At 39.9% G+C, this 25,861-nt stretch carries 35 protein-coding genes; 6 read left to right on the forward strand and 29 right to left on the reverse strand.

What is annotated here, in order from left to right; translation table 11 throughout:
- Positions 1–8: 8 nt before the first annotated feature.
- The 24 genes from rplO to rpsL all read right to left on the reverse strand — a co-directional run bounded on the left by rplO (position 9) and on the right by rpsL (position 12,195).
- Positions 9–461: a 50S ribosomal protein L15 gene (gene rplO, locus NMS_RS01070; protein ID WP_041494962.1), complete on the reverse strand. Its 453-nt coding sequence runs from the start codon at positions 459–461 to the stop codon at positions 9–11.
- A 10-nt stretch (positions 462–471) separates the two neighbouring features.
- The gene (gene rpmD, locus NMS_RS01075) at positions 472–651 is read right to left on the reverse strand and encodes a 50S ribosomal protein L30 (protein WP_041494963.1); all 180 of its coding nucleotides are present in this window, start codon (positions 649–651) and stop codon (positions 472–474) included.
- A gap of 9 nt (positions 652–660) precedes the next feature.
- Entirely contained in the window at positions 661–1,185 is a 525-nt protein-coding gene (rpsE, locus tag NMS_RS01080) for a 30S ribosomal protein S5 (RefSeq protein WP_041494964.1), read from the reverse strand.
- An 18-nt stretch (positions 1,186–1,203) separates the two neighbouring features.
- A complete protein-coding gene (rplR, locus tag NMS_RS01085; RefSeq protein ID WP_041494965.1) occupies positions 1,204–1,551 on the reverse strand; it encodes a 50S ribosomal protein L18 in 348 nt (115 codons plus the stop codon).
- Between the two features lie 12 nt (positions 1,552–1,563).
- On the reverse strand, positions 1,564–2,106 hold the full coding sequence (rplF, locus tag NMS_RS01090; RefSeq protein ID WP_041494966.1) for a 50S ribosomal protein L6: 543 nt from the start codon (positions 2,104–2,106) through the stop codon (positions 1,564–1,566).
- A 10-nt stretch (positions 2,107–2,116) separates the two neighbouring features.
- The gene (gene rpsH, locus NMS_RS01095) at positions 2,117–2,515 is read right to left on the reverse strand and encodes a 30S ribosomal protein S8 (RefSeq protein ID WP_041494967.1); all 399 of its coding nucleotides are present in this window, start codon (positions 2,513–2,515) and stop codon (positions 2,117–2,119) included.
- A gap of 19 nt (positions 2,516–2,534) precedes the next feature.
- Positions 2,535–2,804: a 30S ribosomal protein S14 gene (gene rpsN, locus NMS_RS01100; protein WP_041494969.1), complete on the reverse strand. Its 270-nt coding sequence runs from the start codon at positions 2,802–2,804 to the stop codon at positions 2,535–2,537.
- 3 nt (positions 2,805–2,807) lie between these two features.
- A complete protein-coding gene (rplE, locus tag NMS_RS01105; RefSeq protein ID WP_041494970.1) occupies positions 2,808–3,359 on the reverse strand; it encodes a 50S ribosomal protein L5 in 552 nt (183 codons plus the stop codon).
- 2 nt (positions 3,360–3,361) lie between these two features.
- Entirely contained in the window at positions 3,362–3,673 is a 312-nt protein-coding gene (gene rplX, locus NMS_RS01110; protein WP_041494971.1) for a 50S ribosomal protein L24, read from the reverse strand.
- 8 nt (positions 3,674–3,681) lie between these two features.
- On the reverse strand, positions 3,682–4,050 hold the full coding sequence (gene rplN / locus NMS_RS01115; RefSeq protein WP_006795805.1) for a 50S ribosomal protein L14: 369 nt from the start codon (positions 4,048–4,050) through the stop codon (positions 3,682–3,684).
- A complete protein-coding gene (rpsQ, locus tag NMS_RS01120) occupies positions 4,050–4,307 on the reverse strand; it encodes a 30S ribosomal protein S17 (RefSeq protein WP_041494974.1) in 258 nt (85 codons plus the stop codon). Before rpsQ ends, rplN begins: the two co-directional genes overlap by 1 nt.
- An 11-nt stretch (positions 4,308–4,318) precedes the next feature.
- Positions 4,319–4,501, reverse strand: coding sequence for a 50S ribosomal protein L29 (rpmC, locus tag NMS_RS01125; RefSeq protein WP_041494975.1), 183 nt, complete (start codon positions 4,499–4,501; stop codon positions 4,319–4,321).
- A gap of 9 nt (positions 4,502–4,510) precedes the next feature.
- Complete coding sequence (gene rplP, locus NMS_RS01130; protein ID WP_041494977.1) at positions 4,511–4,930, reverse strand: 50S ribosomal protein L16; 420 nt, start codon at positions 4,928–4,930, stop codon at positions 4,511–4,513.
- An 11-nt stretch (positions 4,931–4,941) separates the two neighbouring features.
- Positions 4,942–5,658, reverse strand: a complete 717-nt coding sequence (gene rpsC, locus NMS_RS01135; protein WP_041494979.1) for a 30S ribosomal protein S3 — start codon at positions 5,656–5,658, stop codon at positions 4,942–4,944.
- 4 nt (positions 5,659–5,662) lie between these two features.
- A complete protein-coding gene (gene rplV, locus NMS_RS01140) occupies positions 5,663–6,070 on the reverse strand; it encodes a 50S ribosomal protein L22 (protein WP_041494980.1) in 408 nt (135 codons plus the stop codon).
- A 6-nt stretch (positions 6,071–6,076) separates the two neighbouring features.
- Complete coding sequence (rpsS, locus tag NMS_RS01145; protein WP_041494981.1) at positions 6,077–6,355, reverse strand: 30S ribosomal protein S19; 279 nt, start codon at positions 6,353–6,355, stop codon at positions 6,077–6,079.
- 3 nt (positions 6,356–6,358) lie between these two features.
- Entirely contained in the window at positions 6,359–7,183 is an 825-nt protein-coding gene (gene rplB / locus NMS_RS01150; protein ID WP_041494982.1) for a 50S ribosomal protein L2, read from the reverse strand.
- A 14-nt stretch (positions 7,184–7,197) separates the two neighbouring features.
- Positions 7,198–7,488 (reverse strand): 50S ribosomal protein L23, encoded by a 291-nt coding sequence (gene rplW / locus NMS_RS01155; RefSeq protein WP_041494984.1) that lies wholly within the window; start codon positions 7,486–7,488, stop codon positions 7,198–7,200.
- A gap of 3 nt (positions 7,489–7,491) precedes the next feature.
- Entirely contained in the window at positions 7,492–8,121 is a 630-nt protein-coding gene (gene rplD / locus NMS_RS01160) for a 50S ribosomal protein L4 (RefSeq protein WP_041494985.1), read from the reverse strand.
- A complete protein-coding gene (gene rplC, locus NMS_RS01165; RefSeq protein WP_041494986.1) occupies positions 8,121–8,738 on the reverse strand; it encodes a 50S ribosomal protein L3 in 618 nt (205 codons plus the stop codon). The genes rplD and rplC overlap by 1 nt, the downstream gene beginning before the upstream one ends.
- Positions 8,739–8,818: 80 nt before the next feature.
- Positions 8,819–9,124, reverse strand: a complete 306-nt coding sequence (gene rpsJ / locus NMS_RS01170) for a 30S ribosomal protein S10 (RefSeq protein WP_041494987.1) — start codon at positions 9,122–9,124, stop codon at positions 8,819–8,821.
- Between the two features lie 10 nt (positions 9,125–9,134).
- A complete protein-coding gene (fusA, locus tag NMS_RS01175) occupies positions 9,135–11,276 on the reverse strand; it encodes an elongation factor G (RefSeq protein ID WP_041494988.1) in 2,142 nt (713 codons plus the stop codon).
- 2 nt (positions 11,277–11,278) lie between these two features.
- Entirely contained in the window at positions 11,279–11,755 is a 477-nt protein-coding gene (gene rpsG / locus NMS_RS01180; protein ID WP_041494989.1) for a 30S ribosomal protein S7, read from the reverse strand.
- Positions 11,756–11,820: 65 nt separating this feature from the next.
- A complete protein-coding gene (gene rpsL, locus NMS_RS01185; RefSeq protein ID WP_041494990.1) occupies positions 11,821–12,195 on the reverse strand; it encodes a 30S ribosomal protein S12 in 375 nt (124 codons plus the stop codon).
- Positions 12,196–12,361: 166 nt separating this feature from the next.
- On the opposite strand from rpsL, the gene NMS_RS01190 reads away from it, so the two are divergent.
- The 5 genes from NMS_RS01190 (at position 12,362) to rlmB (ending at position 20,283) form a co-directional block, all read left to right on the forward strand.
- Positions 12,362–14,026, forward strand: coding sequence for a BamA/TamA family outer membrane protein (locus NMS_RS01190; RefSeq protein WP_041494991.1), 1,665 nt, complete (start codon positions 12,362–12,364; stop codon positions 14,024–14,026).
- A 118-nt stretch (positions 14,027–14,144) separates the two neighbouring features.
- Positions 14,145–17,180 (forward strand): SusC/RagA family TonB-linked outer membrane protein, encoded by a 3,036-nt coding sequence (locus NMS_RS01195; protein WP_041494992.1) that lies wholly within the window; start codon positions 14,145–14,147, stop codon positions 17,178–17,180.
- A gap of 14 nt (positions 17,181–17,194) precedes the next feature.
- Positions 17,195–18,685 (forward strand): RagB/SusD family nutrient uptake outer membrane protein, encoded by a 1,491-nt coding sequence (locus NMS_RS01200; protein WP_041494993.1) that lies wholly within the window; start codon positions 17,195–17,197, stop codon positions 18,683–18,685.
- A gap of 11 nt (positions 18,686–18,696) precedes the next feature.
- The gene (locus NMS_RS01205; protein ID WP_148311317.1) at positions 18,697–19,446 is read left to right on the forward strand and encodes a hypothetical protein; all 750 of its coding nucleotides are present in this window, start codon (positions 18,697–18,699) and stop codon (positions 19,444–19,446) included.
- Positions 19,447–19,548: 102 nt separating this feature from the next.
- The gene (rlmB, locus tag NMS_RS01210) at positions 19,549–20,283 is read left to right on the forward strand and encodes a 23S rRNA (guanosine(2251)-2'-O)-methyltransferase RlmB (RefSeq protein WP_041494995.1); all 735 of its coding nucleotides are present in this window, start codon (positions 19,549–19,551) and stop codon (positions 20,281–20,283) included.
- Between the two features lie 3 nt (positions 20,284–20,286).
- On the opposite strand, the gene NMS_RS01215 is transcribed toward rlmB, so the two are convergent.
- Positions 20,287–20,967 carry a rhomboid family intramembrane serine protease gene (locus NMS_RS01215; RefSeq protein ID WP_041494996.1) on the reverse strand — a complete coding sequence of 227 codons (681 nt, stop codon included), beginning with the start codon at positions 20,965–20,967 and terminating at the stop codon, positions 20,287–20,289.
- A 102-nt stretch (positions 20,968–21,069) separates the two neighbouring features.
- Between NMS_RS01215 and NMS_RS01220 the strand changes: the two genes are divergently transcribed.
- Positions 21,070–22,365 carry a replication-associated recombination protein A gene (locus tag NMS_RS01220; protein WP_041494997.1) on the forward strand — a complete coding sequence of 432 codons (1,296 nt, stop codon included), beginning with the start codon at positions 21,070–21,072 and terminating at the stop codon, positions 22,363–22,365.
- Here the strand turns inward: NMS_RS01220 and NMS_RS01225 are convergent.
- The 4 genes from NMS_RS01225 to yaaA are packed head-to-tail and all read right to left on the reverse strand — an operon-like array spanning position 22,344 to position 25,813.
- On the reverse strand, positions 22,344–23,042 hold the full coding sequence (locus NMS_RS01225; RefSeq protein WP_041494998.1) for a YjjG family noncanonical pyrimidine nucleotidase: 699 nt from the start codon (positions 23,040–23,042) through the stop codon (positions 22,344–22,346). The genes NMS_RS01220 and NMS_RS01225 overlap by 22 nt on opposite strands.
- Entirely contained in the window at positions 23,035–24,342 is a 1,308-nt protein-coding gene (locus NMS_RS01230) for a DUF7033 domain-containing protein (RefSeq protein WP_041494999.1), read from the reverse strand. The genes NMS_RS01225 and NMS_RS01230 overlap by 8 nt, the downstream gene beginning before the upstream one ends.
- Positions 24,339–25,040, reverse strand: a complete 702-nt coding sequence (gene radC / locus NMS_RS01235; protein ID WP_041495000.1) for a RadC family protein — start codon at positions 25,038–25,040, stop codon at positions 24,339–24,341. Before radC ends, NMS_RS01230 begins: the two co-directional genes overlap by 4 nt.
- Positions 25,041–25,051: 11 nt before the next feature.
- Entirely contained in the window at positions 25,052–25,813 is a 762-nt protein-coding gene (yaaA, locus tag NMS_RS01240) for a peroxide stress protein YaaA (RefSeq protein ID WP_041495001.1), read from the reverse strand.
- Positions 25,814–25,861 lie beyond the last annotated feature (48 nt).

Genomic DNA, 25,861 nt, shown 5'->3' on the forward strand with positions numbered 1-25,861 from the left:
GAATACTGTTATACGGTTTCGACTTTACCACCTGCTTTTTCAATAGCAGCTTTCGCCGAAGCGGTAAATTTATGAGCAGTTACGTTAATAGAAACGGAAATTTCTCCACGTCCTAAAATCTTAACTAGGTCATTTTTATTCACCAAACCTTCATTAATTAGATCTTCAGTAGTCACAGTATCAGTCAAACGACCTTCTTTATGATATGCCTGAAGTGTATCAAGGTTGATACCTTTATATTCCTTACGGTTGATATTTGTGAAACCAAATTTAGGCACACGTCTTTGAAGAGGCATTTGACCACCTTCAAAACCAATCTTTTTAGAATAACCAGATCTAGATTTAGCACCCTTGTGACCACGGGTGGCAGTACCACCTTTACCAGATCCCTGTCCTCTACCAATGATCTTGGCGGATTTTTTTACTGAACCTTCTGCTGGTTTTAAATTATGTAGACTCATCTTAATTTTATTATGCTTTTTCTACGGAAACTAAGTGTGCCACTTTGGCAATCATACCCAAAACTGCTAAACTATCATCATGCTCCACAACTTGATTCATCTTGCGTAAGCCTAAAGCTTCTAGAGTTTTCTTTTGACGTGCCGTTCTATTGATCGCGCTACGTACTTTTTTTACATGCAACTTTGCCATGATGAACTTTTATCCGTTAAATACTTTATCTATTGAAATACCTCTTTGCTTAGCAACTGTTGCTGCGTTACGCAATTGTAATAGCGCATCAAAAGTAGCTTTCACAACATTGTGAGGATTGGATGATCCTTGGTTCTTAGAAAGAACATCGTGAACACCTACTGCCTCAAGTACAGCACGGATAGCACCACCTGCAATCACTCCAGTACCCGCAGATGCAGGAAGAAGCAACACTCGTGCACCACCGAATTTTCCTTTTTGCTCATGAGGAATAGTCCCCTTCTGCAATGGAATACGTACTAAGTTCTTTTTAGCATCTTCAACTGCCTTAGAGATAGCTTCAGAAACTTCTTTTGACTTTCCAAGACCATGACCTACTACGCCATTTTCATCTCCTACCACTACAATAGCAGAGAAACCGAATGCACGACCACCCTTTGTTACTTTAGTAACACGTTGAACGCCTACTAAACGATCTTTAAGATCTAACCCTCCAGGCTTTACAGTCTCTATGTTTTTATACTTTTGATACATTATCCTAAATGTTTCTAATTAAAATTTCAAACCACCTTCGCGAGCTCCTTCTGCTAAAGACAGAACTCTACCATGATACAAGTAACCTCCACGATCGAAAGAAACTGTTTCAACTCCAGCCGCTTTGGCCTTTTCAGCAATCTTCATTCCTACTTCCTTAGCTGCATCCTTTTTAGGTGCATCGGACTTCAACTCTCTTGAGCTAGCAGAAGCGATGGTTAAACCATCAACATCGTTAATTACTTGAGCATAAATCTCCTTGTTGCTGCGATATACAGATAAACGTGGACGTTCTGCAGTACCAGAAACAGTCTTTCTGATTCGGCGACGTATTTTTTCTCTTCTAGCTGACTTTGAAAATGCCATAATACTCTATTGTTATGCTGATTTACCAGCTTTTCTTCTTAAAATTTCTCCGACAAATTTAATACCTTTTCCTTTGTATGGCTCAGGCTTACGGAAAGCTCTGATTTTAGCGGCAACTTGACCTACTAACTGCTTATCAAAAGAAGTTAATTTAATAACTGGATTCTTTCCTTTTTCAGAAACAGTCTCCACCTTTACTTCTGGAGCAATGTCCAAAACAATGTTGTGAGAAAACCCTAGCGCTAAGTCTAGTTTTTGTCCTTGATTGGACGCTCTGTAACCTACACCAACAAGTTCTAATTGTTTCGTCCATCCTTCGGAAACACCTTGAATCATGTTGTTTACTAAAGAACGGTATAAACCATGTTTTGCTTTGTGATCTTTAGAATCAGATGGTCTCGTTACGAAAACCTCATTATCTTCAACTTTAATATCAACATCAGCATATGGTTGAACCAACTTGCCTAATTTACCTTCTACATTTATGTTACCGTCTGCGATTGTTACCTGTACACCAGATGGTATTGCAACGGGATTATTTCCAATTCTTGACATAATTCAGTTTTTAATAAACGTAACAAAGAACTTCTCCACCTACATTTTCTGAACGAGCTTGCTTATCTGTCATCACACCTCTAGAGGTAGAAATGATAGCAACACCTAATCCGTTCAAAATTCTTGGTAGTTCAGTAGACCCAGCATACTTTCTAAGACCTGGCTTAGACAAACGCTGAATGTCTTTGATTACTGACTCTTTTGTTTCACGGTCATACTTAAGAGCGATCTTAATTACGTCTTGAGCTGGATGCTCTACGAACTTATAACTAAGGATGAAGCCTTGATCAAAAAGGATTTTAGTAATCTCTTTTTTCACGTTTGAAGCCGGTATCTCCACCACTCTATGATTCGCACGCACCGCGTTACGAATTCTTGTTAAATAATCTGCTATTGGATCTGTATTCATAATCTTATCTTTAGACTAGTTACCAACTAGCTTTTTTAACACCTGGTATTAAACCCTTATTAGCCATCTCTCTGAACATCACCCTAGAAACACCAAATTGTCTCATATATCCTTTAGGACGACCAGTTAATTTACAACGATTGTGTAAACGTACTGGAGAAGCATTTTTTGGCAATTTCTGAAGCTCTTCATAATCCCCAGCTTCCTTCAAAGCTTTACGTTTTTCAGCGTATTTTTCTACTAACGCTTGTCTCTTGCGCTCACGCGCTTTCATTGATTCTTTTGCCATTGCTTAGTCCTTTTTAAAAGGTAAACCTAGTTCTGTAAGAAGAGATTTAGCCTCTTTGTCTGTTTGTGCACTGGTAACGAATGTGATATCCATTCCAGATATTTTATTCACCTTATCGATGTTGATCTCAGGGAATATGATTTGTTCCGTAATTCCAAGATTGTAGTTTCCACGCCCATCAAAACCAGTAGCCTTGATACCTTGAAAATCTCGTACCCTAGGAAGAGCAACAGTGATCAAACGATCCAAGAATTCGTACATTCTTTCACCTCTAAGCGTAACCTTCACACCGATAGGCATTCCTTTACGTAGTTTGAAAGATGCAACATCTTTCTTAGATAAGGTCGCTACTGCCTTTTGACCAGTAATAGCTGTCAACTCATCCATTGCATAATCGATAAGCTTCTTATCTGCAACTGCAGCACCTACACCTCTACTCAAAACAATTTTTTCAAGTTTAGGTATTTCCATTACGTTACCGTAACCGAACTCTTCTTTCAAAGAGACTGTGATGCGCTCTTTATATTCTTCCTTAAGTCTTGGAATGTATGACATGACTAAATTTCTTCTTTAGTTGATTTGGCAATACGTACTTTTTTACCATTATCTAGCTTGTAACCTACTTTAGTAATATTACCATTAGCATCGATAAGAGATAAATTAGATATCTGCAAAGCCGCTTCTTTTTCCTTAATTCCACCTTGGGGGTTTGTTGCACTTGGTTTCTCATGTTTAGAGACCATGTTAACACCTTCCACTATGGCTTTATTTTTATCAGTAAACACACGTGTCACTTTACCTTCAGCACCTTTGTGCTCACCAGCAATAACTCTCACGTTGTCTCCTGTCTTTATTTTTAATTTTCCCATGACTTGAATTATAATACTTCTGGAGCTAGAGATACAATTTTCATGAATTGCTTATCACGAAGCTCTCTTGCTACTGGTCCAAAAACACGAGTACCGCGCATTTCAGAGTTTGGGTTTAACAATACGCAAGCGTTGTCATCAAAACGGATATAAGATCCATCTGGACGTCTCACCTCTTTTTTCGTTCTTACAACTACGGCAGTTGAAACAGCCCCTTTTTTGATGTTACCGTTAGGTGTAGCTTCCTTTACAGAAACAACAATCTTATCACCAACTGACGCGTAACGTCTTTTAGTACCTCCCAATACACGTATACAAAGAACTTCTTTGGCTCCAGTGTTGTCCGCAACTTTTAATCTTGATTCCTGCTGTAACATTATTTAGCTCTTTCTAAAATTTCAACCAATCTCCATGTCTTGGTTTTGCTCAAAGGACGTGTTTCCATTATTCTAACGGTATCTCCCTCGTTGCAATCATTCTTTTCATCGTGAGCGACATATTTTTTGGTATTCAATACGAACTTACCATACATCGGGTGCTTTTGTCTCTTGACTTCAGCAACGACAATACTTTTGTCCATTTTGTTGCTACGAACCACACCGATACGCTCTTTTCTTAAGTTTCTTTCTTCCATTACAATTCGTATTATGAATTATTAATCGCTGTCTTTAACCTAGCAATAGTTTTTCTAAGCTTAGTGATTTCTGATGGATTTTCCAGTGGAGAAACTACGTGCGCTCTTTTCAAATCAGCATAAGACTTTTGGGACTCTGCTAATTTATCTTTCAATTCTTCCTGAGAATATCCTTTTACTTCTGATTGTTTCATGGTCTTGATCTATTCTTGATAATCACGTGCTACAATAAACTTAGTCTTCACTGGTAGCTTTTGAGCTGCCAAGCGTAACGCTTCTTGAGCAGTAGCCAATGGAACTCCAGATACCTCAAATAAAATTCTTCCTGGCTTAACAACAGCTGCCCAATACTCAACAGCTCCTTTACCTTTACCCATACGAACCTCAAGAGGCTTCTTAGTAATAGGCTTATCCGGAAATATTTTAATCCAAAGAGAACCTTCTCTCTTCATATAACGTGTTGCTGCAATACGAGCGGCTTCAATCTGTCTTGAATTTATAAACTCAGAATCCAATGATTTGATACCAAAAGTACCATACGCTAGCTGATTACCACGTCCAGAATCGCCTTTCATGCGGCCCTTCTGTTGCTTTCTAAATTTTGTCTTTCTAGGTTGTAACATTTCTAGCTATATTATTTTCTGCGACGACGAGAGTTTCCTCTGTCACCACCACTTGGTTTACCTTGTTTTTTTGATAGACCAGCAAGTGGGGAAAGCTCACGCTTACCATATACTTCACCTTTCATGATCCATACTTTCACACCGATTCTACCGTAAGTAGTATGCGATTCAACTAGTGCATAATCAATGTCTGCTCTAAAAGTAGACAATGGAATTCTACCGTCTTTATAAGATTCAGAACGAGCCATTTCAGCGCCATTCAATCTACCAGAAATTTGAACTTTAATACCCTCTGCATTCATTCTCATTGCAGCAGCGATAGCCATTTTAATGGCACGACGGTAAGAAATACGATTCTCGATTTGGCGAGCTATACTAGCACCTACTAAATGAGCATCTAATTCTGGTCGCTTGATCTCGTGGATATTGATTTGAACATCTTTACCAGAAATCTTTTTAAGCTCTTCCTTTAAACGGTCAACTTCTTGACCACCTTTACCGATAATGATACCAGGTCTAGCAGTAGTGATGGTAATAGTAACCAATTTGAGCGTACGCTCAATAATGATTCTAGAAACACTAGCTTTAGCAAGACGCGCATGGATATACTTCCTTAACTTATCGTCTTCGGCTAGTTTATCTCCATAGTCATTTCCACCGTACCAGTTAGATTCCCATCCGCGGATGATACCTAATCTATTTCCTATTGGATTTGTTTTCTGTCCCATATTACTAGTTCTTCTCGGTATTGGATTCACCCAATACTAGAGTGACATGGTTTGATCTTTTTCTAATTCTGTGAGCTCTACCTTGTGGTGCAGGTCTCAATCTCTTCAACATAGTACCACCATCCACACGGATCTCTTTGATAAATAATCCAGCGTCAGCAACATCACCTTCTTCATTCTTAGCTTGCCAGTTAGCCACCGCAGATAAAACAAGTTTATCTAATCTACCCGCTGCTTCCTTAGAAGAAAACTTAAGGATATTTAAAGCATCCTCAACTTTCTTACCTCTAATGATATCAGCAACAAGACGCATCTTACGTGGCGAAGTTGGACAATTGTTCAACTTGGCGAAAGCTATGCTCTTCTTCTCTTCTTTCAACCTTTCGGCTGTCTGTCTTTTACGAACTCCCATTGCCTATTATTTTTTTCCTTTATTCTTTGCAGCTGCGTGACCACGGTACGATCTTGTAGGAGAGAACTCCCCAAGCTTATGCCCTACCATGTTCTCAGTAACATATACAGGAACGAACTGACGCCCGTTGTGTACTGCTATCGTCTGACCTACAAAATCAGGAGTTATCATTGATGCACGAGACCATGTTTTGATAACGGTCTTTTTTCCGGACTCAACATTTTGAGCCACCTTAGATTCCAACTTATGGAATACATAAGGTCCTTTTTTTAATGAACGAGCCATAATTTATTTCTTTCTACGTTCTAAAATATATTGAGTACTTGCTTTGTTCAAGTCACGGGTACGATAACCTTTAGCAGGTATACCATTACGTGATCTTGGATGACCTCCTGAAGCACGGCCTTCACCACCACCCATTGGGTGATCCACAGGGTTCATCGCAACTGGTCTAGTTCTTGGACGTCTACCCAACCATCTACTTCTACCAGCTTTACCACCTACAACTAGTTGATGATCACTGTTAGATATAGCACCGATAGTTGCCATACATTCTTGTAATATCACACGGATTTCACCAGAAGGCATTTTCAAAGTAGCATACTTACCATCTCTTGCCATCAATTGTGCAAAAGAGCCAGCACTACGAGCAATAACAGCTCCTTGTCCAGGACGTAACTCTACACAACTAACAATAGAACCTAGAGGTATGTTTGCTAATTTCATTGCATTACCAACTTCAGGAGCCACAGAGTCACCAGACACAATGTTCTGACCTACTTGTAATCCGTTTTGAGCGATCACATAAGACTTCTCACCATCCTGGTAGTTTACCAAAGCGATAAAAGCAGTCCTATTAGGATCATACTCAATAGTTGCCACTGTAGCAGGAATACCAAAGCGGTTTCTTTTGAAATCGATAATACGGTAGCGACGCTTGTGTCCACCACCCTTGTAACGCATAGTCATACGACCTTTTGCATTACGACCACCTGAGCGTTTGTTCGGAGCGAGCAAGCTCTTCTCCGGCTTATCAGTCGTGATGGCATCAAAGCCATTCACAACTCTAAATCGCTGCCCTGGGGTTACAGGTTTTAATTTTCTTACTGACATTACAGTACTTTTATTTATAGATTACTATAAAGATCGATGGTATCACCATCCTTAAGTTGTACGAAGGCTTTTTTAATAGCGCTTGTTTTACCAACTTGGATCCCTGTTTTAGTATGTTTAGTTTTGCGACCTATTCTAGTGTTCATTGTTCTTACTTTAAGAACAGTAACACCGTAAGTAGCTTCCACTTCTTTTTTTATTTGAACCTTGTTAGCCTTAGGAGACACCTCAAAACCGTATCGATTCAATAGCTCACTATCGCTAGTTGCTTTTTCAGTTATTATGGGTTTTATTAAAATGCTCATGGCTTATTTACTTAGATTTTGCTCAATTCCTTCTAGCGAACCTTCAAAAACAACAACGTTATTAGCGTTGATAATCTTGTAAGTGCTTAATTCAGAGTAAGTTATAACTTCAGTACCCTTCAAATTTCGCGAAGACAAATATACATTATTATTTGATCCGCCCAACACAAAGAGAGATTTTTTATTATCAAGTCCTAATGCATTTAAAACGTCGATGAAATCTTTCGTTTTAGGAGCATCAAAATTGAAGTCTTCAATCACGTGAAGTGTACCTTCAGCCGCCTTCTGACTCAATGCACTTTTACGTGCTAATCTCTTTTGTCCTTTATTCAATTTGAATGAATAGTCTCTAGGAGTAGGACCAAAAATACGACCACCACCTCTAAATACTCCAGACTTGATAGAACCAGCACGTGCTGTACCTGTTCCCTTTTGTTTCTTAATCTTACGAGTACTTCCTACGATCTCCGCGCGTTGCTTGGATTTGTGAGTACCCTGACGCTGGTTAGCGTGGTACTGCTTTACATCCAGATAAATAGCGTGATCATTAGGCTCGATACCGAACACATCATCAGACAATTCTACCTGACGACCTAATTCTTTTCCTTTAAAATCTATTACAGCTACTTTCATTATTTCTGAACGATTACGTAAGAATTCTTATGACCCGGAATGGCACCTTTAACTACAAGGATGTTTTTCTCAGGTACTACTTTAAGTACTCTTAAATTTTCAACTTTTACCTTTTCATTTCCCATCTGTCCTGCCATGCGCATTCCCTTGAATACACGTGCTGGATATGACGCAGCTCCAATGGAACCAGGCGCTCTCAAACGGTTATGTTGACCGTGGGTCGCTTGACCTACACCAGCAAATCCGTGACGTTTTACGACACCTTGGAAACCTTTACCTTTTGAAGTACCAGACACATCAACAAATTCACCTTCAATGAACATATCAACCGTTACGGTATCTCCTAATTTGTACTCCTTATCAAAACTCTTAAATTCAGCAACTTTTCTCTTGACAGCAGTACCAGCTTTCTTGAAGTGCCCTTGAGCAGCTTTAGAAGCATTCTTGTCTGATTTGTCATCGAAACCTAGTTGCAGGGCGGCATAACCGTCTGTATCTTCAGTTCTGACTTGGGTAACTACACAGGGACCTGCTTGAATGATGGTACATGGCATGTTCTTACCATTCTCATCATAGATGCTGGTCATCCCGATCTTTTTTCCTATTAACCCAGACATAATATTTAATTAATTGTTATTATTTTTTGTTGTTGTTCCGCTTTCGCGAAAGCGAACTTGTTTTTAATCTACTGCTACTATCACACTTTAATTTCCACTTCAACTCCACTAGGAAGTTCAAGCTTCATAAGAGCATCGATCGTTTTAGAAGAAGAACTGTAGATATCCAACAATCTCTTGTAAGAACTCAATTCAAACTGCTCACGGGACTTTTTGTTAACGTGAGGAGATCTCAAAACGGTGAAGATCTTTTTATGTGTAGGCAATGGTATAGGTCCAGTAACTACGGCACCTGTACTTTTTACGGTCTTTACAATTTTCTCAGCAGATTTATCTACCAGCATGTAATCGTAAGACTTTAACTTGATTCTGATTTTTTGACTCATCTCTTGAAAATTAGTTGTTACCCTTAGTTGCAGCGATTACTTCTTCGCTTATGTTTTTAGGAGTCTCTGCATAATGAGAGAATTCCATTGTAGAAGTAGCTCGACCTGAGGAAAGGGTTCTTAGTGTTGTAACATATCCGAACATTTCAGAAAGTGGCACTTCCGCCTTAACGACTTTAGCTCCTGCTCTATCACCCATGTCATTCAATTGACCACGGCGACGGTTCAAGTCACCAACGATATCACCCATGTTTTCTTCTGGAGTAATAACTTCAACTTTCATGATAGGCTCAAGTATTACAGCACCTGCTGCTTTAGAAGCCGCTCTGTAACCCATTCTTGCAGCAAGTTCAAAGGATAGTGCATCAGAATCCACAGGGTGGAAAGATCCATCCTTAAGTGTAACTCTCATACTATCCATCTCAAATCCAGCCAATGGACCATTAGTCATTGCTTCTCTAAATCCTTTTTCAATCGCCGGGATAAATTCTTTAGGAACGTTACCACCCTTGATCTCATTGATGAACTGAAGTCCTTCTGCAATCTTACCTTCCTCATCTTCATGAGCTGGCTCCATTGTAAAGACAATATCTCCAAATTTACCACGTCCACCAGATTGCTTCTTATAAGTCTCACGGTGATTTGCTGATCTTGTAATCGCCTCTTTGTATTCTACTTGAGGTGCTCCTTGATTCAACTCTACCTTAAACTCGCGACGCATACGATCGACGATGATATCTAGGTGAAGCTCACCCATTCCAGAGATAATAGTCTGACCTGAAGCTTCATCTGTTCTAACTTGGAATGTAGGATCTTCTTCTGCAAGTTTAGCAAGTGCCATACCCATCTTATCCACATCTGCCTTAGTCTTAGGCTCTACCGCGATACCAATTACTGGATCAGGGAAGTCCATAGATTCAAGAACGATAGGATGATCCATGTCTGTCATGGTATCACCAGTCTTAATATCTTTAAATCCTACTGCCGCTCCAATATCTCCTGCCTCGATAAAATCGATAGCATTTTGCTTATTAGAGTGCATCTGATAAATACGAGAGATACGCTCTTTCTTACCAGAACGATTGTTCAAGATGTAAGAACCTGCATCTAGGTGACCAGAATAAGCACGGAAGAATGCTAGACGACCTACGAAAGGATCTGTTGCTATCTTAAATGCTAATGCTGCAAAAGGAGCAGTAACATCTGGCTTACGCAATTCTTTTTCTCCAGTATCAGGATTCGTTCCTATGATACCTTCTTTATCTGTAGGAGCTGGCAAGTAACGACAAACAGCATCCAATAAAAATTGAACTCCTTTGTTTTTAAATGCTGATCCACAGATCATAGGAATGATAGACATATCCATTACCGCAGCACGAAGCGCAGCATGCACTTCATCTTCAGTAATAGAGTCTTCATCTTCCATGTATTTCTCTAGCAAGTTCTCATCATATGCAGCTACCTCTTCGATAAGCATTCCACGATATTTTCTTGCCTCTTCTTTCATGTCTTCTGGGATATCGATCACATCAAAAGTTGCCCCTTGAGTTTCATCATGCCATACAATAGCACGATTCTTTACTAGATCGACGATACCTCTAAAGTCTTCCTCATCACCAATGTTCAATACAATTGGCACAGCGTTAGACTTCAACATATCTTTCACTTGCTGACATACAGCAAGGAAATTAGAACCCTGACGGTCCATTTTATTTACAAAACCTATACGTGGCACTTTGTAATTATCAGCTAGTCTCCAGTTCGTCTCAGATTGTGGCTCAACACCATCCACTGCACTAAACAAGAATACTAATCCATCAAGTACACGTAAGGATCTGTTTACCTCTACGGTAAAATCAACGTGACCAGGAGTATCGATAATATTAAAGTGATACGACTTAGTCTCAGGTAGTTCCTGAGCATTTTCCATTGGAAATTTCCATGAACATGTAGTCGCTGCAGATGTAATGGTAATACCACGCTCTTGCTCTTGCTCCATCCAGTCCATAGTAGCTGCACCATCATGCACCTCACCTATCTTATGGCTTACTCCAGTATAAAATAGAATACGCTCTGTAGTAGTGGTCTTACCAGCATCAATGTGCGCAGCAATTCCAATATTTCTTGTGTATTTTAAATCTCTTTGTGCCATTTTTAGAATCTAAAGTGTGAGAATGCCTTATTGGCTTCTGCCATTTTATGAGTATCCGTTTTCTTCTTAACAGCAGCACCTTCTTCCTTAGACGCGGCTAAGATTTCAGAGGCTAGTTTTTGAGAAAAGGACTTCTCATTACGCTTTCTAGAATAGCTGATCAACCACTTCATTGCAGTAGATATCTTTCTATCTGGACGTATTTGCATTGGAATCTGGAATGTTGCACCACCTACACGACGGCTGCGCACTTCAACGTGAGGCATCACGTTAGAAAGAGCTTCTTTCCATATTTCCAAAGATGTTTTTTCTTCGTCTTGGTTCTTTTCTTCTACGATATCCATTGCATCGTAAAAGATTTTAAATGCTACTGACTTCTTCCCGTGTAACATCATCATGTTAACGAAACGCGTCACTAGCTGGTCGTTGAAACGTGGATCCGGAAGGATCGGGCGTTTTTTGGCCTGTCTTTTTCTCATTTCTTCTTGTTGAAATTGTTAATTAAAAAGTCCAGACACAGCTATGCCCGGCTCTTTTAAAATTTTTAGTTCTTAGGGCGTTTAGCACCATACTTAGATCTACGTTGTGTACGACCTGCAACACCTGCTGTGTCCAGTGCACCGCGCACAATGTGGTATCTAACTCCTGGTAAATCTTTTACCCTTCCACCTCTAACCAATACTATCGAGTGTTCTTGTAGATTGTGTCCTTCTCCTGGAATGTATGCGTTTACTTCCTTACCATTGGTAAGTCTCACACGCGCTACCTTTCTCATTGCTGAGTTAGGCTTCTTAGGCGTAGTGGTGTAAACACGAGTACAAACTCCACGACGTTGAGGACAAGAATCTAAAGCAGCCGATTTGCTCTTCTTGGTTATTTTGGATCTTCCTTTACGTACTAATTGTGAAATCGTTGGCATATTGTTTTACGCTAATAAATTAATCCCCTATTTTAGGGTCGGCAAAGGTATGAATATTATTTACTTATTCAAATCTCATTTTCAAGTTTTTACAATATCTTTTACTCACAAATCAATAATGCACCCCTATTTGCGTTAGATCCTACAGCTTAATCTGTAACCTATTTTGAAGTCACGCATTGTCCTTATTATATATATAGCTTGCTTAACTACCATTACAGCACAACACTCCCGACTAGAAACCTTTGTATTTCAAGACCTTACCACCATCCCAATTGACACGATCGCTGTAAATCGCGGAATGATAAATAATGCAGCGTCTATCACGGACAGTATACAGCAGCTATATTTAAAACAAGGATATTTGAACCTGCGGGCTAGCATCGATTCTACAAGTTCAAACGATTTGATTCGACACTCGCTATTTTTAGGCAATCGATTTTCCACCATTGCTGTTTCTACACAGATCATAGATTCCAGTGGAAATTTGATGGAAAGTTCGCTTTCGCGAAAGCGGAACACCTACACCTCCCCTGCGCGATTAGAAAAAGTAGTACTCCGCATCCAAAATAATTGGAACGATCAAGGTCAACCGTTTGCGAAAATAAGTACTAAAGAATGGGATTTTAAAAATAGGGATACAGCAAAACTTATCCTAAGCGTACAAAATTCTAACAGTCGAAAAATCGACAGAATTGTAGTAGAGGGCTACCCTAATTATCCAAGCAATCAGATTCAGAATGTACTGAACAAGAAAACGGTTTATAACTCTAGGAATCTTAAGCGAATTGAGAACCAATTATACAACTACCCGTATTTTGAAAAAATCAGGGAACCTCAAGCACTTTTTAAAAAAGACAGCACCTTATTATATGTATACCTTAAAAAGAAATCAGCAAATAGTGCAGATGGGCTTATAGGCTTCAACACTGATGAAGCAGGGAAACTAGAATTGAACGGTTTTCTGGAGGCCACCTTAATAAACAACTTCAATCTAGGAGAACGCCTGGATTTTGAATACCGTAATGACAATGAAGATCAAACTAGACTAAGTCTTGATGTGGACCTGCCATCAATTATAAAGAAAAGGATAGGTATAACTACCGGATTGGAACTATTGAGAAGAGACAGTTTATACCAAAACACCACTTTGATTCTAGGTGCAAACTACATGTTACCTCAAAATGCCACTCTAAGGGTCACCTATCAAAGTAAAAACTCTACAGGAAGTCTGAACACAAATAACAACTTACCAGAAGCAACTAACTACGACTTGAACGGAATAACAACTAGCTACTCCATCTTGACCACAAATAGCAACCAGCTACAACCAGAACTTTTCAAACTTCACTTAACCGCAGGATACCAGAATCGAACCTTGCAAGGAGCCCCAGATAATCAAATAGAGGTAAGTGCTGTGGCGAAAAAGCTTTGGAAACTCCCTTACCGAATCTATTTATCGACCCAAATCAATTCGTACTTATTGAAAACGAATAATTTACAATTCAATGAACTGGTTCAAATAGGAGGAACAAATACGATTAGAGGCTTCAATCAAAATAGCATTGACACAGCAGCCTATAGTTTGCTACAAACAGACCTTAGATACGTCATAAACGAGCAGATTTACATTAATTTACTGGGGGATGGAGGTGTATTTGAAGAATATACATCCCGAAATCCGCAATATTTATACACATTTGGTGCTGGATTTGGAATTCTTACTAGGGCTGGAGTGCTGCGATTTGAAGTAGCAAATGGAAGATTCAATCGGTCTAAACAAGGCATTTCCAGTACAATAGCCCACCTAAATCTCAAGGTATTTTTCTAACTATGTTAGCTTAACGTTAAGCAGGGCTTAAATAATTCTATAAATTAGCATTGCAAAAGTTGTTTTATTAACTCTTTTTTGGCACTTTTGGCACTGGCTAATTCAAATAAATCTAAACATGAAAACAAAATTAAATGGAATTTTAACGCTATTGCTAGCGTTAGTTGTGCAAGTAGCTTTTGCGCAGCAAACGGTTACCGGTAAGGTAACTGACGCCAATGGGGATCCCGTCCTGGGAGCAACCGTTCAGGTACGTAATAGTTCAAACGCTACTACAACAGATTTTGATGGTAATTATTCCATTCAAGCGGCGCCAGAAGATGTTCTGGTAATATCCTTTTCTGGGTATGAGCCTCAAACGTTTACTGTAGGTACTAAAACTACAATCAATGCTTCTCTAAAAACATCCTTAGAGGCGGTTATTGTTACTAGTTATCGTACCTCCACTAAAGAAAAAAGTAACATATCGGCCTCGGTAGTCACAAACGAGACCATTGAAAACAGACCTAACGCTTCCTTCGTTCAAACATTAGAAGGTCAAGTAGCTGGTTTGAATATCTTTACTACATCAGGACAACCAGGAGCGAACTCTACGGTTAACTTGCGTGGTATTGGTTCGATCAATGGTAACACTGAGCCTCTATTTATATTAGATGGTGCACCGATTGATGAGGACAACTTTAGAAGTTTGAACCCTCAAGATATCTCTGAAGTAACTGTACTTAAAGATGCTGGAGCAACATCAATCTACGGTAATCGTGGTGCAAATGGTGTAATCATCATTAAGACTAAGCAAGGTAACTTCAACAGTCCTCTTAGAATTCAAGCGAACTCTATCTTATCCTTTACTACATTGCAAGACAATGACTACAATAAGATGAGTTCTCAACAATTGTTGACATTGGAAAGAGAAAGAGGAGCAGGAGTTGGAGCTAATGGTTTTGATTTTTCTGGTACTCCATTGACTGATGCTGAAATTGCTGCAGCGCCAAATACGGAGTGGACTGATTATTTCTTCAGAACTGGTTTATCTAAGAACAACACTATTAGTTTAACTAGTGGTGGTGCTAAAACGAGACAATACACTTCCTTTGGTTACTTTGATCAAGAAGGTATCCTTGTAGACTCAGACCTGAAACGTTTCAACATTAGAAACAACGTTTCTGGTAGATCTGACAACGAGCGTTTTAGTTATGACTTCAATAACACCATGAACTACTCTATTTCTAATGAACCTAGTAGTATTGGTACAGGAGCGATTAATAGAAATTACGTTCTTGCTGCCTACAACTCTGTTCCTTATTTCAGACCAGAAGATTATACTACTGGTGCGGATTATCTTTCTCCACTGAGATTTGTAGAGACTCCATTCTTCCTGATTGACCGTTTAAGAACATTTAATCGCGTGGATGAGGAAGTTAAATTAGTTGGTTCTGCTCAATTTGCTTATAAATTGACAGACAACCTGACTGCTAGAAGTGTATCTAGTTACGATTACCAAAACCAAATATTTACTCAAGCGGAAGAGTCAGACTCTTTCAATGCCTTGTTATTTGGTGGAGCGGCTAACCCAAATGCGGGTCGTCAATTCCAACAAAGTACACGTCAATTCACTTTCAACCAATTGACTTCTTTGAACTACGACAAAGTATTTGCTGAAAAGCATACTGTAAGTTTAGGAGCTTATACAGAATACTTTAAAGCTCACTTGAGAGATTTTGGATATGACGCTAGAGGTCTTGATGGAAGAACCTTTGCTTTCGGTGATGGGTCTGGGTTCTTAGGTGCGGTTATCCGTAATGGAGCGATTATTTATAATGATAACGCTAATGCGCAAATCCTGAATGCAGGTTTATTCTCCTACTTTGGATCAGCTGATTATGATTATGATTCTAGATATGGTATCGGCGCTACGATCAGACGTGATGCTTCTTCTAGATTCTCAAACACTAACAGATGGGCAACTTTCTACTCTGTTTCAGGACGATGGAATGTTTCTAACGAAGAATTCTGGGGTGATGATAACCCATTTGAAGTTCTTAAGCTGAGAGCTTCTTATGGTACAGTGGGTAACCAGAATGTAAATGGTGGTGGATACTTCTCAGGATTAACATTAACTACGGACACTTTCCGTACAGGTCGTGGATATACAGGGGCTAATGCACTTTTCCCTTCTGTTTTTGGAAACTCTGATTTGAAATGGGAAACTACTCGTCAATATAACGTAGGTGTTGATTTTGAAGCTTTCGAAAGAAGGTTGAGAGGATCTCTTGACTTCTACTACAAGGATACCGAAGATCTTTTCCAATCAGCGCCTATCTCTGGAGCTGTTGGTACTGGAGGTTACAACTTGAATGCTAACTTTGGATTACTTACTAACAAAGGTTTTGACTTAGAATTACGTTATGATGTAATTAGAGGTGTTGATCCAGGTGACTTTGAATTAGATGTCTTTGTTGTAGGTAACGTGAATGAAAACGTTCTTAGAGACCTGCCAACTGAAGACGGAGTAGTATTAGGAGTGGGTCGTGAAGGCGGACCAATCGGAGAGTATTTCACTGTTCGCCAAGTAGGTGTTAATCCAGCGAATGGTAACTTGTTGTTCCTAGATGCTGATGGTAACTTGACTGAATCTCCTAACAATGACACAGACCGTGTATGGTTGGATCAGAATTTAACTCCTGAAATGCAGGGTAGTTTTGGTTTGAATATGGACTTTAAAGGTTTCTTTGCTCAAACTCAATTCCAGTTTGCTACAGGTATCGATCGTTTCGATTTTGACTTAGCAGATGTTCAAGACCCTACAGCTTTAGGTCAATTCAACTTAAGTCAAGACTTATTTAGAGCTTGGACTCCAGACAACAGAGTAACTGATATTCCTTCCTTAGATGCGACTAATATCAATACTTTTGATTCAGATCGTTACTTAAGAGAATCGGATTATTTAAGATTACGCTTTGTAACTGTAGGATATGGTTTTGATAAGCAAGTGTTAGATAAGTTAAACTTGAGCACTCTTAGATTGTTCGTGAATGCTGAGAACTTAGTAACTTTCACTAAGTGGAGAGGTTTTGATGCTGCTGGGTACAACAACGGTTCAAGACAATATCCTACGCCAAAGATTGTTTCTCTAGGTGTTGAAATAGGAATCTAATAAATAAAACGAAAATGAAAAAAATCAAATTATATACAGTACTGGCATTATCTGCGCTCGTGATGAGTTGCGAGGATGCTATTGATATCCAGCAACCAGGTTTGCTGGACGCAAATGCGGCTTTCCAATCCGTTTCTGACTTGAACGATGGACTATTGGGTGCTTACAACTCTTTGGATATTACTCCAGAGATGCACTTCACTAGTGTATTCACTGATGAGATTCGTATCGGTTTTGATAATGGTGGACAGGGACAGTCCTTGTACCGTTTCCAATTGAACCCTGGTAATGCTGGACCATCTGTGATCTGGACTAGAGGTTTCCAAGGAATCACTAGAGCGACACGAGTAATCGTTGCTTCTGAGAGCTTATTAGCTCGTAATGACGACAATGACCCTAACAATGATGTGGATGCTGCTGCGGTAGCTAACATCGTTGGACAGGCTTATGCAGTAAGAGCTTATATCAATCTACAGATGTTGAGCTACTACAGCCCAAATATGTCAGATTCTAGCTCTTTAGGTATTCCTATCGTTGATTTCGTAGCAGGTACAGACTTCTTGCCTACTAGAGCAACTACTGGAGATTCTTTCGACTTTATTCAAGCAGATCTTCAAATAGCAGCCAATCAAATAACTGCGCAATCTTCATTGAGATTCTTCAGTAAAGATGCTGTAGATGCTTTGAGAGCTAGAGCCTATGCTTATAGAGGTCAATACGGTAGTGCAGAGCCACTTGCCTCTAGACTTCTTGCAGCGTATCCACTTGCAGCTACTCAAGATGCTTATGAAGCGATCTTTAGAGATACAGGTAACGCAGAGGTTATCATGAAGTTGGAGCGTACTGTAGTTGACACGTACAACAACCAAGGTGCTACTGGTAGTTCTGCTGCTGGTGGATGGGGAGGTGCAAACTATGCATTTACCGGTCCTGGTATCAACGGTTCTCCATACTATGAAGTAGCTACTGATTTAGCCTTAACGGTTGAGCCAGGAGATCGTCGTAGTGCAGTTATCTATGAGTTCTTCCCTAACTTCTCACAAGCAGGTAGAGATGTGTACACGGTAAACAAATACAGAGGTTCAGAAGGGCAACCACTTATGAACGATCACAAGATCTTCAGATCTTCAGAGATGTTATTGATTCTTGCGGAAGCTGCTGCAGCTAACAACAACACGCAAAGAGTTACTGATCTTATCGATGATTTACGTGATTCTCGTTATGGGGCTGACGTTGCTGATAAAGTAGTAAGCAATCAAACTCAAGCGTACGGATTAATCCTTGACGAAAGAAGATTAGAATTCGCTTTTGAAGGTCACCGTTACAATGACTTGAGAAGACTTGGAGCACTTGGTAATAGAAGTATAGACAGAGCAGCTGAAGACTGTGCTTCATTTGGAGCTTGTGATCTTCCAATATCTGACTTCAGATTTACTTGGCCGATCCCACAAGCTGAATTTAATGGAAATCCTGGGCTTAGAGCACAACAAAATCCTGGATACTAAAAACAAAAAACATGAAAAAAATAATTTTATTAGGATTTGTAGCGATGTTAACGCTGGTATCCTGTGACAAAGATGACGAACTAAGAGTGTTCGATAATGAAGGCGGACAAACTGCTTTGTCTTTCCAAACAACTAGTTATAACGTATCTGTACCTACTGAAGATTTAAATCTTCAAATTCCAGTTTCTGTAACTACAGTTTCTAATCAGGAAAGAACATTTACAGTTGCTGTTGATGAAGCGACTAATGCTAGTGAATTTACTGCAGGTAACGTAGTAATACCAGCGGGTCAATATGAAGGTAATCTTACGATTAACTTTGACTTTAGCGCTATCACTGGTGCTGATGGAGAGACTAAAACAGCTGTTTTCAGTCTTGTGCCTCCAGCAGGTGGTTCTACCTATCAAGATGTAGTTGAAGTAGTATATTTTAGAGAAATTGTTTGTAATGACCCAGTACTAAGTGTTACTACTGACTTTTTCGCTAGTGAAACTGGTTTCTTTATAGAGAATTCAGCAGGTGTTACCGTATTTAACATCCCTCAAGGGTCTTTCCCTAATGGACGTGCTAACTACACCATCCCTGTACCTACTCTACCTGATGGGTCTTATACCATCACCATTACTGATGCTTATTCTGATGGACAACAAGATGGTACCGTTACTGGTAGCTATAGCCTTGACTGTTCTATCATCAACCTTGTTACCGCAGGGGGAGCATTCGGAGCATCTCAAACTAGAGCTTTCGAAATCAATCCATAAGAGAACATTCTCTTAATATCCAAAACCCGTCTAGGCAACTAGACGGGTTTTTTAATGGGACCTTCTCAAGTGCATATGGGTAAATGCCATTATCTTTGCACCATGGACAAAAATGAAATGATCTATGGGTTGAGACCCATCCTAGAAGCAATCGAAAATCAACGAGATATTTCCAAGATCTATTTCCTTAAAGATGGAAATGGAGTGCTTTTTAATCAATTAAAACACGCTGCTAAAAAGGCTGGTGTGGGAACATCGTTTGTCCCTGAAGAGAAACTATACAAATTAACTAAAGAAAATCATCAAGGAGCCGTAGCGGTCCTATCCCCTATCAGTTATGCAAACCTGGAGGAGGTTCTAGAAGCAACGGACCTAACTGAAAATCCAATGTTTCTACTTTTAGATGGTGTAACGGACGTAGGGAACTATGGAGCGATTATTAGAACCGCAGAATGTACTGGAGTGAAAGCAGTAGTGGTTTCTGAAAAAGGCTCTGCTCCTATCAATGCAGTAGTGGTCAAAACAAGTGCGGGAGCTGTGTTTAATTTACCCATCTGTAAAGTGAATCACTTGAAAGATGCAATTTTCTTAATGCAGGCGTACGGTATCAAAACGGTGGGTGCCTCAGAAAAGGCGGATAACTCCATATATGATACAGATTTGAACACACCATTAGCTCTGATCATGGGAAGTGAAGATCGCGGAATCAATCCTTCCACTCTTAAGACCTTAGACAAAACTTTTAACCTGCCTATGATGGGCAAAATAGCTTCCTTGAATGTTTCTGTAGCCTGTGGGGCGATGCTCTATGAGGCGGTGCGCCAGCGTCAAGACTAAAAGCTATTCTTCTTCATCCATTACAATAGGTGAGAAATTACCGTTCTCATCAAATTGTTGCATGAACCAATCGTCTTCAGCATCATATTCTGGTCGTTGCCAATTATATTTTTGTTCTTTTATCACTTTAGCCTTGATTATTGAGGCCAAGGTTAAACCTGTGATCGCTCCGCTTAAATGGCCTTCCCAAGAAATAGTCGGATCCACTGGAAATAAATACCAGACTAGGCTTCCGTATAGAAACACAATGATTAAACTCAATGCAATCAATCGGTAATATCTTGTGAAAATTCCTTTGAAGAACAAAAAGCTGGCCAGCATGTAAATTAAACCGCTAGCCCCTATGTGGAAAGAGTCTCTCCCAATCAACCAAGTAAGTATACCAGAACCTAATAGCCCAATTAGGAACACTCTAAGACTGATGTTTCTATAAAAATAAAACAGACTGATACCTAAAATAAGCATAGGCAGCGTGTTGCTCCACAGATGGGAAAAGCTCCCATGAATAAATGGACTCGTAACAACGCCCACTAACCCAGTTGAAGATCTGGGCTCCAGCCCATAGGATGAAAAATCAGTATGGAATCGCATTTCGACCCAAAACACCAGCCACATCAATAACACTACTGCGATAGGCACCACTACCGTTTTCGCATCAAAAATGTGTTCTTGTTTGTTCATCATATGAAACTAGCAAAAATATAGCCTTGTTGATCACAGCAGTAATATTGTCAGATAAAGAGATCTAGGATTGTGACAGCTGGCGCGGTACAGTATCTTCGTAACATGCTTACAACACCACTAGCAGAACGTATACGTCCAACGACACTAGAAGGCTATTTAAGTCAATCCCACCTGGTGGGTGAGAACGGGACTTTACGCAGACACATTATCAACGGGAATGTTCCTTCACTTATTCTTTGGGGACCACCAGGCACAGGAAAAACGACTCTGGCACAAATTATTGCACAAGAATCAAAGCGTCCCTTTTATACATTAAGCGCCATCAATAGTGGAGTTAAAGATATTAGGGAAGTCATAGATAAAGCAAAAAATGCTGGTGGGCTTTTTACCAGCAGCAATCCTATTTTATTTATTGATGAAATCCACCGTTTCAGCAAATCGCAACAAGATTCATTACTCGCAGCTGTAGAAAAAGGATGGGTCACCTTAATAGGTGCCACTACCGAGAACCCAAGTTTTGAAGTGATCCCTGCGCTACTTTCCAGATGTCAGGTCTATGTTCTAGAGGCATTTTCTAAAGAAGATCTTATCGCACTCCTAGAAAGAGCCATGAAAGTGGATAAATCTCTCGCTTCTAAAACGATAAAGCTTCAACAAACGAATGCCTTGTTGCGTATAAGCGGCGGCGACGCCCGCAAGCTGTTGAATGTTTTTGAATTAATAGTCAATTCGCAAGAAGGCGATTCGATCGTCATTACCGACAAAATTGTCTTGGAACAAGTACAGTCTAATCCTGCACGATATGACAAAACTGGTGAGCAACATTATGATATCATCAGTGCCTTTATCAAATCCATCAGAGGTAGCGACCCAAATGCAGCTGTGTACTGGTTGGCCCGTATGATTGAAGGAGGTGAAGACCTTAAGTTTATCGCTAGACGTCTTCTCATTCTGGCAAGTGAAGATATTGGAAACGCAAACCCCACGGCATTAATCATGGCAAATAACGCTTTTCAAGCTGTAAGCACGATTGGCTATCCAGAATCTCGAATTATTTTAAGCCAGTGTGCCATTTATCTCGCTACTAGTATTAAGAGTAACGCCAGTTACATGGCCATCAATAAAGCACAACAACTGGTCAAGCAGACTGGGGATTTATCAGTTCCATTAGGATTGCGCAATGCCCCAACTAAGCTGATGAAAGATCTGGGTTATGGAGACACTTATAAATACGCTCACGATCATCCAGGCAATTTTGCCCATTACGATTTCCTTCCTGAAGAAATAAGCCGTACGACCCTATTCCAGCCGGGAAACAATCCTAGAGAAAAAGTACAAAAGGAATTTTTACAGAAAAGATGGAAAGACCACTACGATTATCGGGAGAATAAAGAATGAAGATCAGCCAGGTCGTGTATGACTATCTCTCCTTCTGGAATTTCCTCTTGGGTTGTATGAAACCAAACCGTTCGCAGTCCAGCATTCTTAGCTCCCAGAATATCCGCCTCATAACTGTCGCCTATCATGACACTATTGGAAGGCCGTGCGCCTGTATCCTTAAGCGCTCGTTCAAATATTTTTACATCTGGCTTTTTGATACCTGCAGTTTCCGCAGTAAGCATATAGGGGAAATAATCTTTGAGTCCAGAGTTTAATATCTTATGTCCTTGCACCTCATCAAAACCGTTGGTTATTAGATGCAACTTATAATCCTTCCTCAAAATGTCTAGTGTTTCTAGACAGTTGGGAAATAAATGATTGAATTTTGGCAAATAATCCAAATACAGATCTGCCATGCGATGTATCATAGGATCACTGACTCCAAATTCACAAGCATCAAAACTCGCTTTTAATCTTTGGTAACGCAGCTGCTCTTTAGTTATTTCGCTTTCGCGAAAGCGTCTCCAAAATTGTAAATTGAGCGGCTCGTATTTTTCAATAAAAACATCTATGGGAAGATCAATTTTCTCAGTTTCAAAAATACGACCGTAAGCCAATTTGCTGTTGCGGTCAAAATCCCAAAGCGTGTGATCTAAGTCGAAAAATAAGTGCTCTACGTCGTGAAAATTACTCATTGATAATGGATTCCAATACTCCGAATGCGTGACTTTTTATGTCGCGATCAAAGTGTTCATAATAATATTGCGCGATGAAGTTCCCTCCTACCGCCTTTACGTTTTCTAATATTTCGTGCAAGGTTTGTTGTTGACCATTCAACATTTTAAGCGAGATGCTGTTGTAATGAATCGCGTAAGGGTGAATCAACAGTGGCGTTTGCACTTCATAATCCAGGTCGTAAAAATAGAACGGAAAGCTAGTGCTGGCACGCAACCCAGGCTCATTAACGTAGCCCATACTGTAATCTTCCATCGTTTTAGTGTCTACCAACAGTTTATAATGCCCAGGCATCGCAATTTTTGAATGCGCCGCCATGGTATGGTGCAACGGGCGTTTTAAAAGTTCTTCAAATCGCTTTTCCTCTTTATAAACATCCTTTTGTGAGGTGTTTGATGAGAATCGCAGTCCTATTTTTACATAGTCGGCGATATGCTTTATAGCTTCCAGGTAGCTTTTACTTTTATAGGTAACACCGGTATCTTGGTCGTTGTAATCTCCCAGATGGAAGAAGTATAAAACCTCCAGACCATTCCTTTCCTTATAACTTCTGACAGCACGGTACTTTTTAACCAAATCAAGTATTTGATCGCTATTGTTGTAAGGGTCGTCCTCCAGATTCAAAAGAGTTTTCAATTGTATCCATGCGCGGTCCAGCTGTAACTTGCGCAAATGACGCAAAAATGCCGTGGCATTGATGACTACTCCACGTTTTTTGTACTTGCTAAATGTAGCTACTTCTATAGCAATGAGCTTATTGACATCTCGCTTTCGCGAAAGCGTGCTCAACTCCTCACCATGCAATTGTTTGCCGAATTTTTGTACCCACAGATCTATTAATGGGAGCTTGAGGAAATTATTCTTAAATGCCGCGCTCTCATAAGGGCTGTAACGCCCGTAATCATCTTTTACTTGCGGTAAATATTCTTCATATCTAGTGATCAAATAAAAGGCAGCAGAAAAGATATCGAAAGGCACGTCACTACGCTCAGGTGCAGGAAAAAAGGCAGGTAAGTCATCCCACTCTATCATCTCTATATCATGATCGTCAATACCATGCTCGTCTAACAACCCGTGCGACCAGATAAAGGTTTCTTCCCCCAATGGCTTTGTACCATAGGAGAATTTGATGCCTTCATGCCCTACGAAAACATTAAGCTCTGCCGTTATTTCATATTCCACTTTCATCAACCTGCGGAAGATGTGCTTGAATATGTACTGCTTACGCGGCGTGAGATCGGGACAATATATGAGTATCATGAAAGGATTCCGTTATCTGCAAAGCTATAGTAATCCTGCTGGGTGATGATGATATGATCGAGAACTTTGATATCTAAGGTTTCTCCGGCTTGAATAATTTTAGAAGTGATTTGCTTGTCTGCAGTGCTGGGTATCAAAGTTCCACTAGGATGATTGTGAGCAATAATCACGGCTACCGCTCCTGCCTCTAGAGCTTTTTTAAATATCAATCTAGAGTCTACATGGGTGGCGGTAATGCCACCTTTGCTTACCTGATGCTTCTCTAGCACCTTATGACTGTTGTCCAATAATAAGGTCCAAAATTCTTCATGCTCCAGTTCACCCATCACAGGTTGTAATATTTTAAAAACATCCTGACTGCAAGTAATTTTAAAGACTCGATCTGGCATTTCCATGGCGCGCCGTCTTCCCAATTCCATGGCTGCTGCAATAGTTATTGCTTTAGCCTCTCCTATGCCCTTATGCTTCATCAACTCCTTGAGCGTTTTCTTCCCTAGCTGTTGTAAGGATTGATTAGCATCTTGCAGTACATTCCGGCTCACCTCCACCGCACTCATAGAAACTGTTCCGGTACCTAACAGAATGGCTATCAACTCTGCATCGCTGAGAGTACTGCTACCATTTTTGAGCAATTTTTCTCTGGGCTGATCATTTTCTGACCAGTCTTTTATTGAAATATAAGAGGATTTTTCACCCATTTGAGATGTGACTACCTAGTAAAAACAGGTTCATTTTCTTTCTGTGTATCTTTTTCAGAATACTTATAATCGTCGCCGTTAAAAGCAAGAATATCTTGCATGGACTCTGATTTATTTTCTACCAAGTAGCGAGCCATAATACCACGGGCTTTTTTAGCGTAAAAAGAAATGACCTTTAGCTTCCCGTTTTTATAGTCTTTAAAAATAGGAGCAATTAGTTTTCCTTTTTGGTTCTTTTTATCAATCGCCTTGAAGTATTCATTGCTCGCTAGATTTACTAGCAATTCGCCTTCTTTCATCTGACTGTTCAGCTCAGGAGTAATCTTGTCTTTCCAGAAGGCATATAAATCATCATTTCGCTCTATAGGAAGTTTCGTCCCCATTTCTAAACGATAAGGTTGTAATAAATCAAGTGGCCTCAAAACCCCATACATTCCAGACAGGATTCGAACTGAATCTTGTGCATAATCCAACAGATCCGTATCTAAAGTATAGGCATCAAAACCAGAGTACACATCTCCTGCAAAGGCATAGATAGCTGGCCGAGAATTCTTTTTAGTGAACTGGTCTTCAAAGTCTTTATATCGCTGGTAATTGAGTTCTGTAAGACTTTCTGAGATACTCATCAGATCGCTAATCTCCGCCTTAGTTTGACGTTCTAGTTTAGCATTGATCTGTATAGCCTCATCAGCAAAAATAGGCTGTGTACCTCTGGTGGTTGGAAGTTCTGTTTCATAATCCAGCGTTTTAGCCGGAGACAATAGAATTTTCATAAGCAGCTTTTGACTTTAAAAATACTACTTGGAATGGGGAATCTGCTA

The organism is Nonlabens marinus S1-08 (assembly GCF_000831385.1).
Lineage (GTDB): Bacteria > Bacteroidota > Bacteroidia > Flavobacteriales > Flavobacteriaceae > Nonlabens > Nonlabens marinus.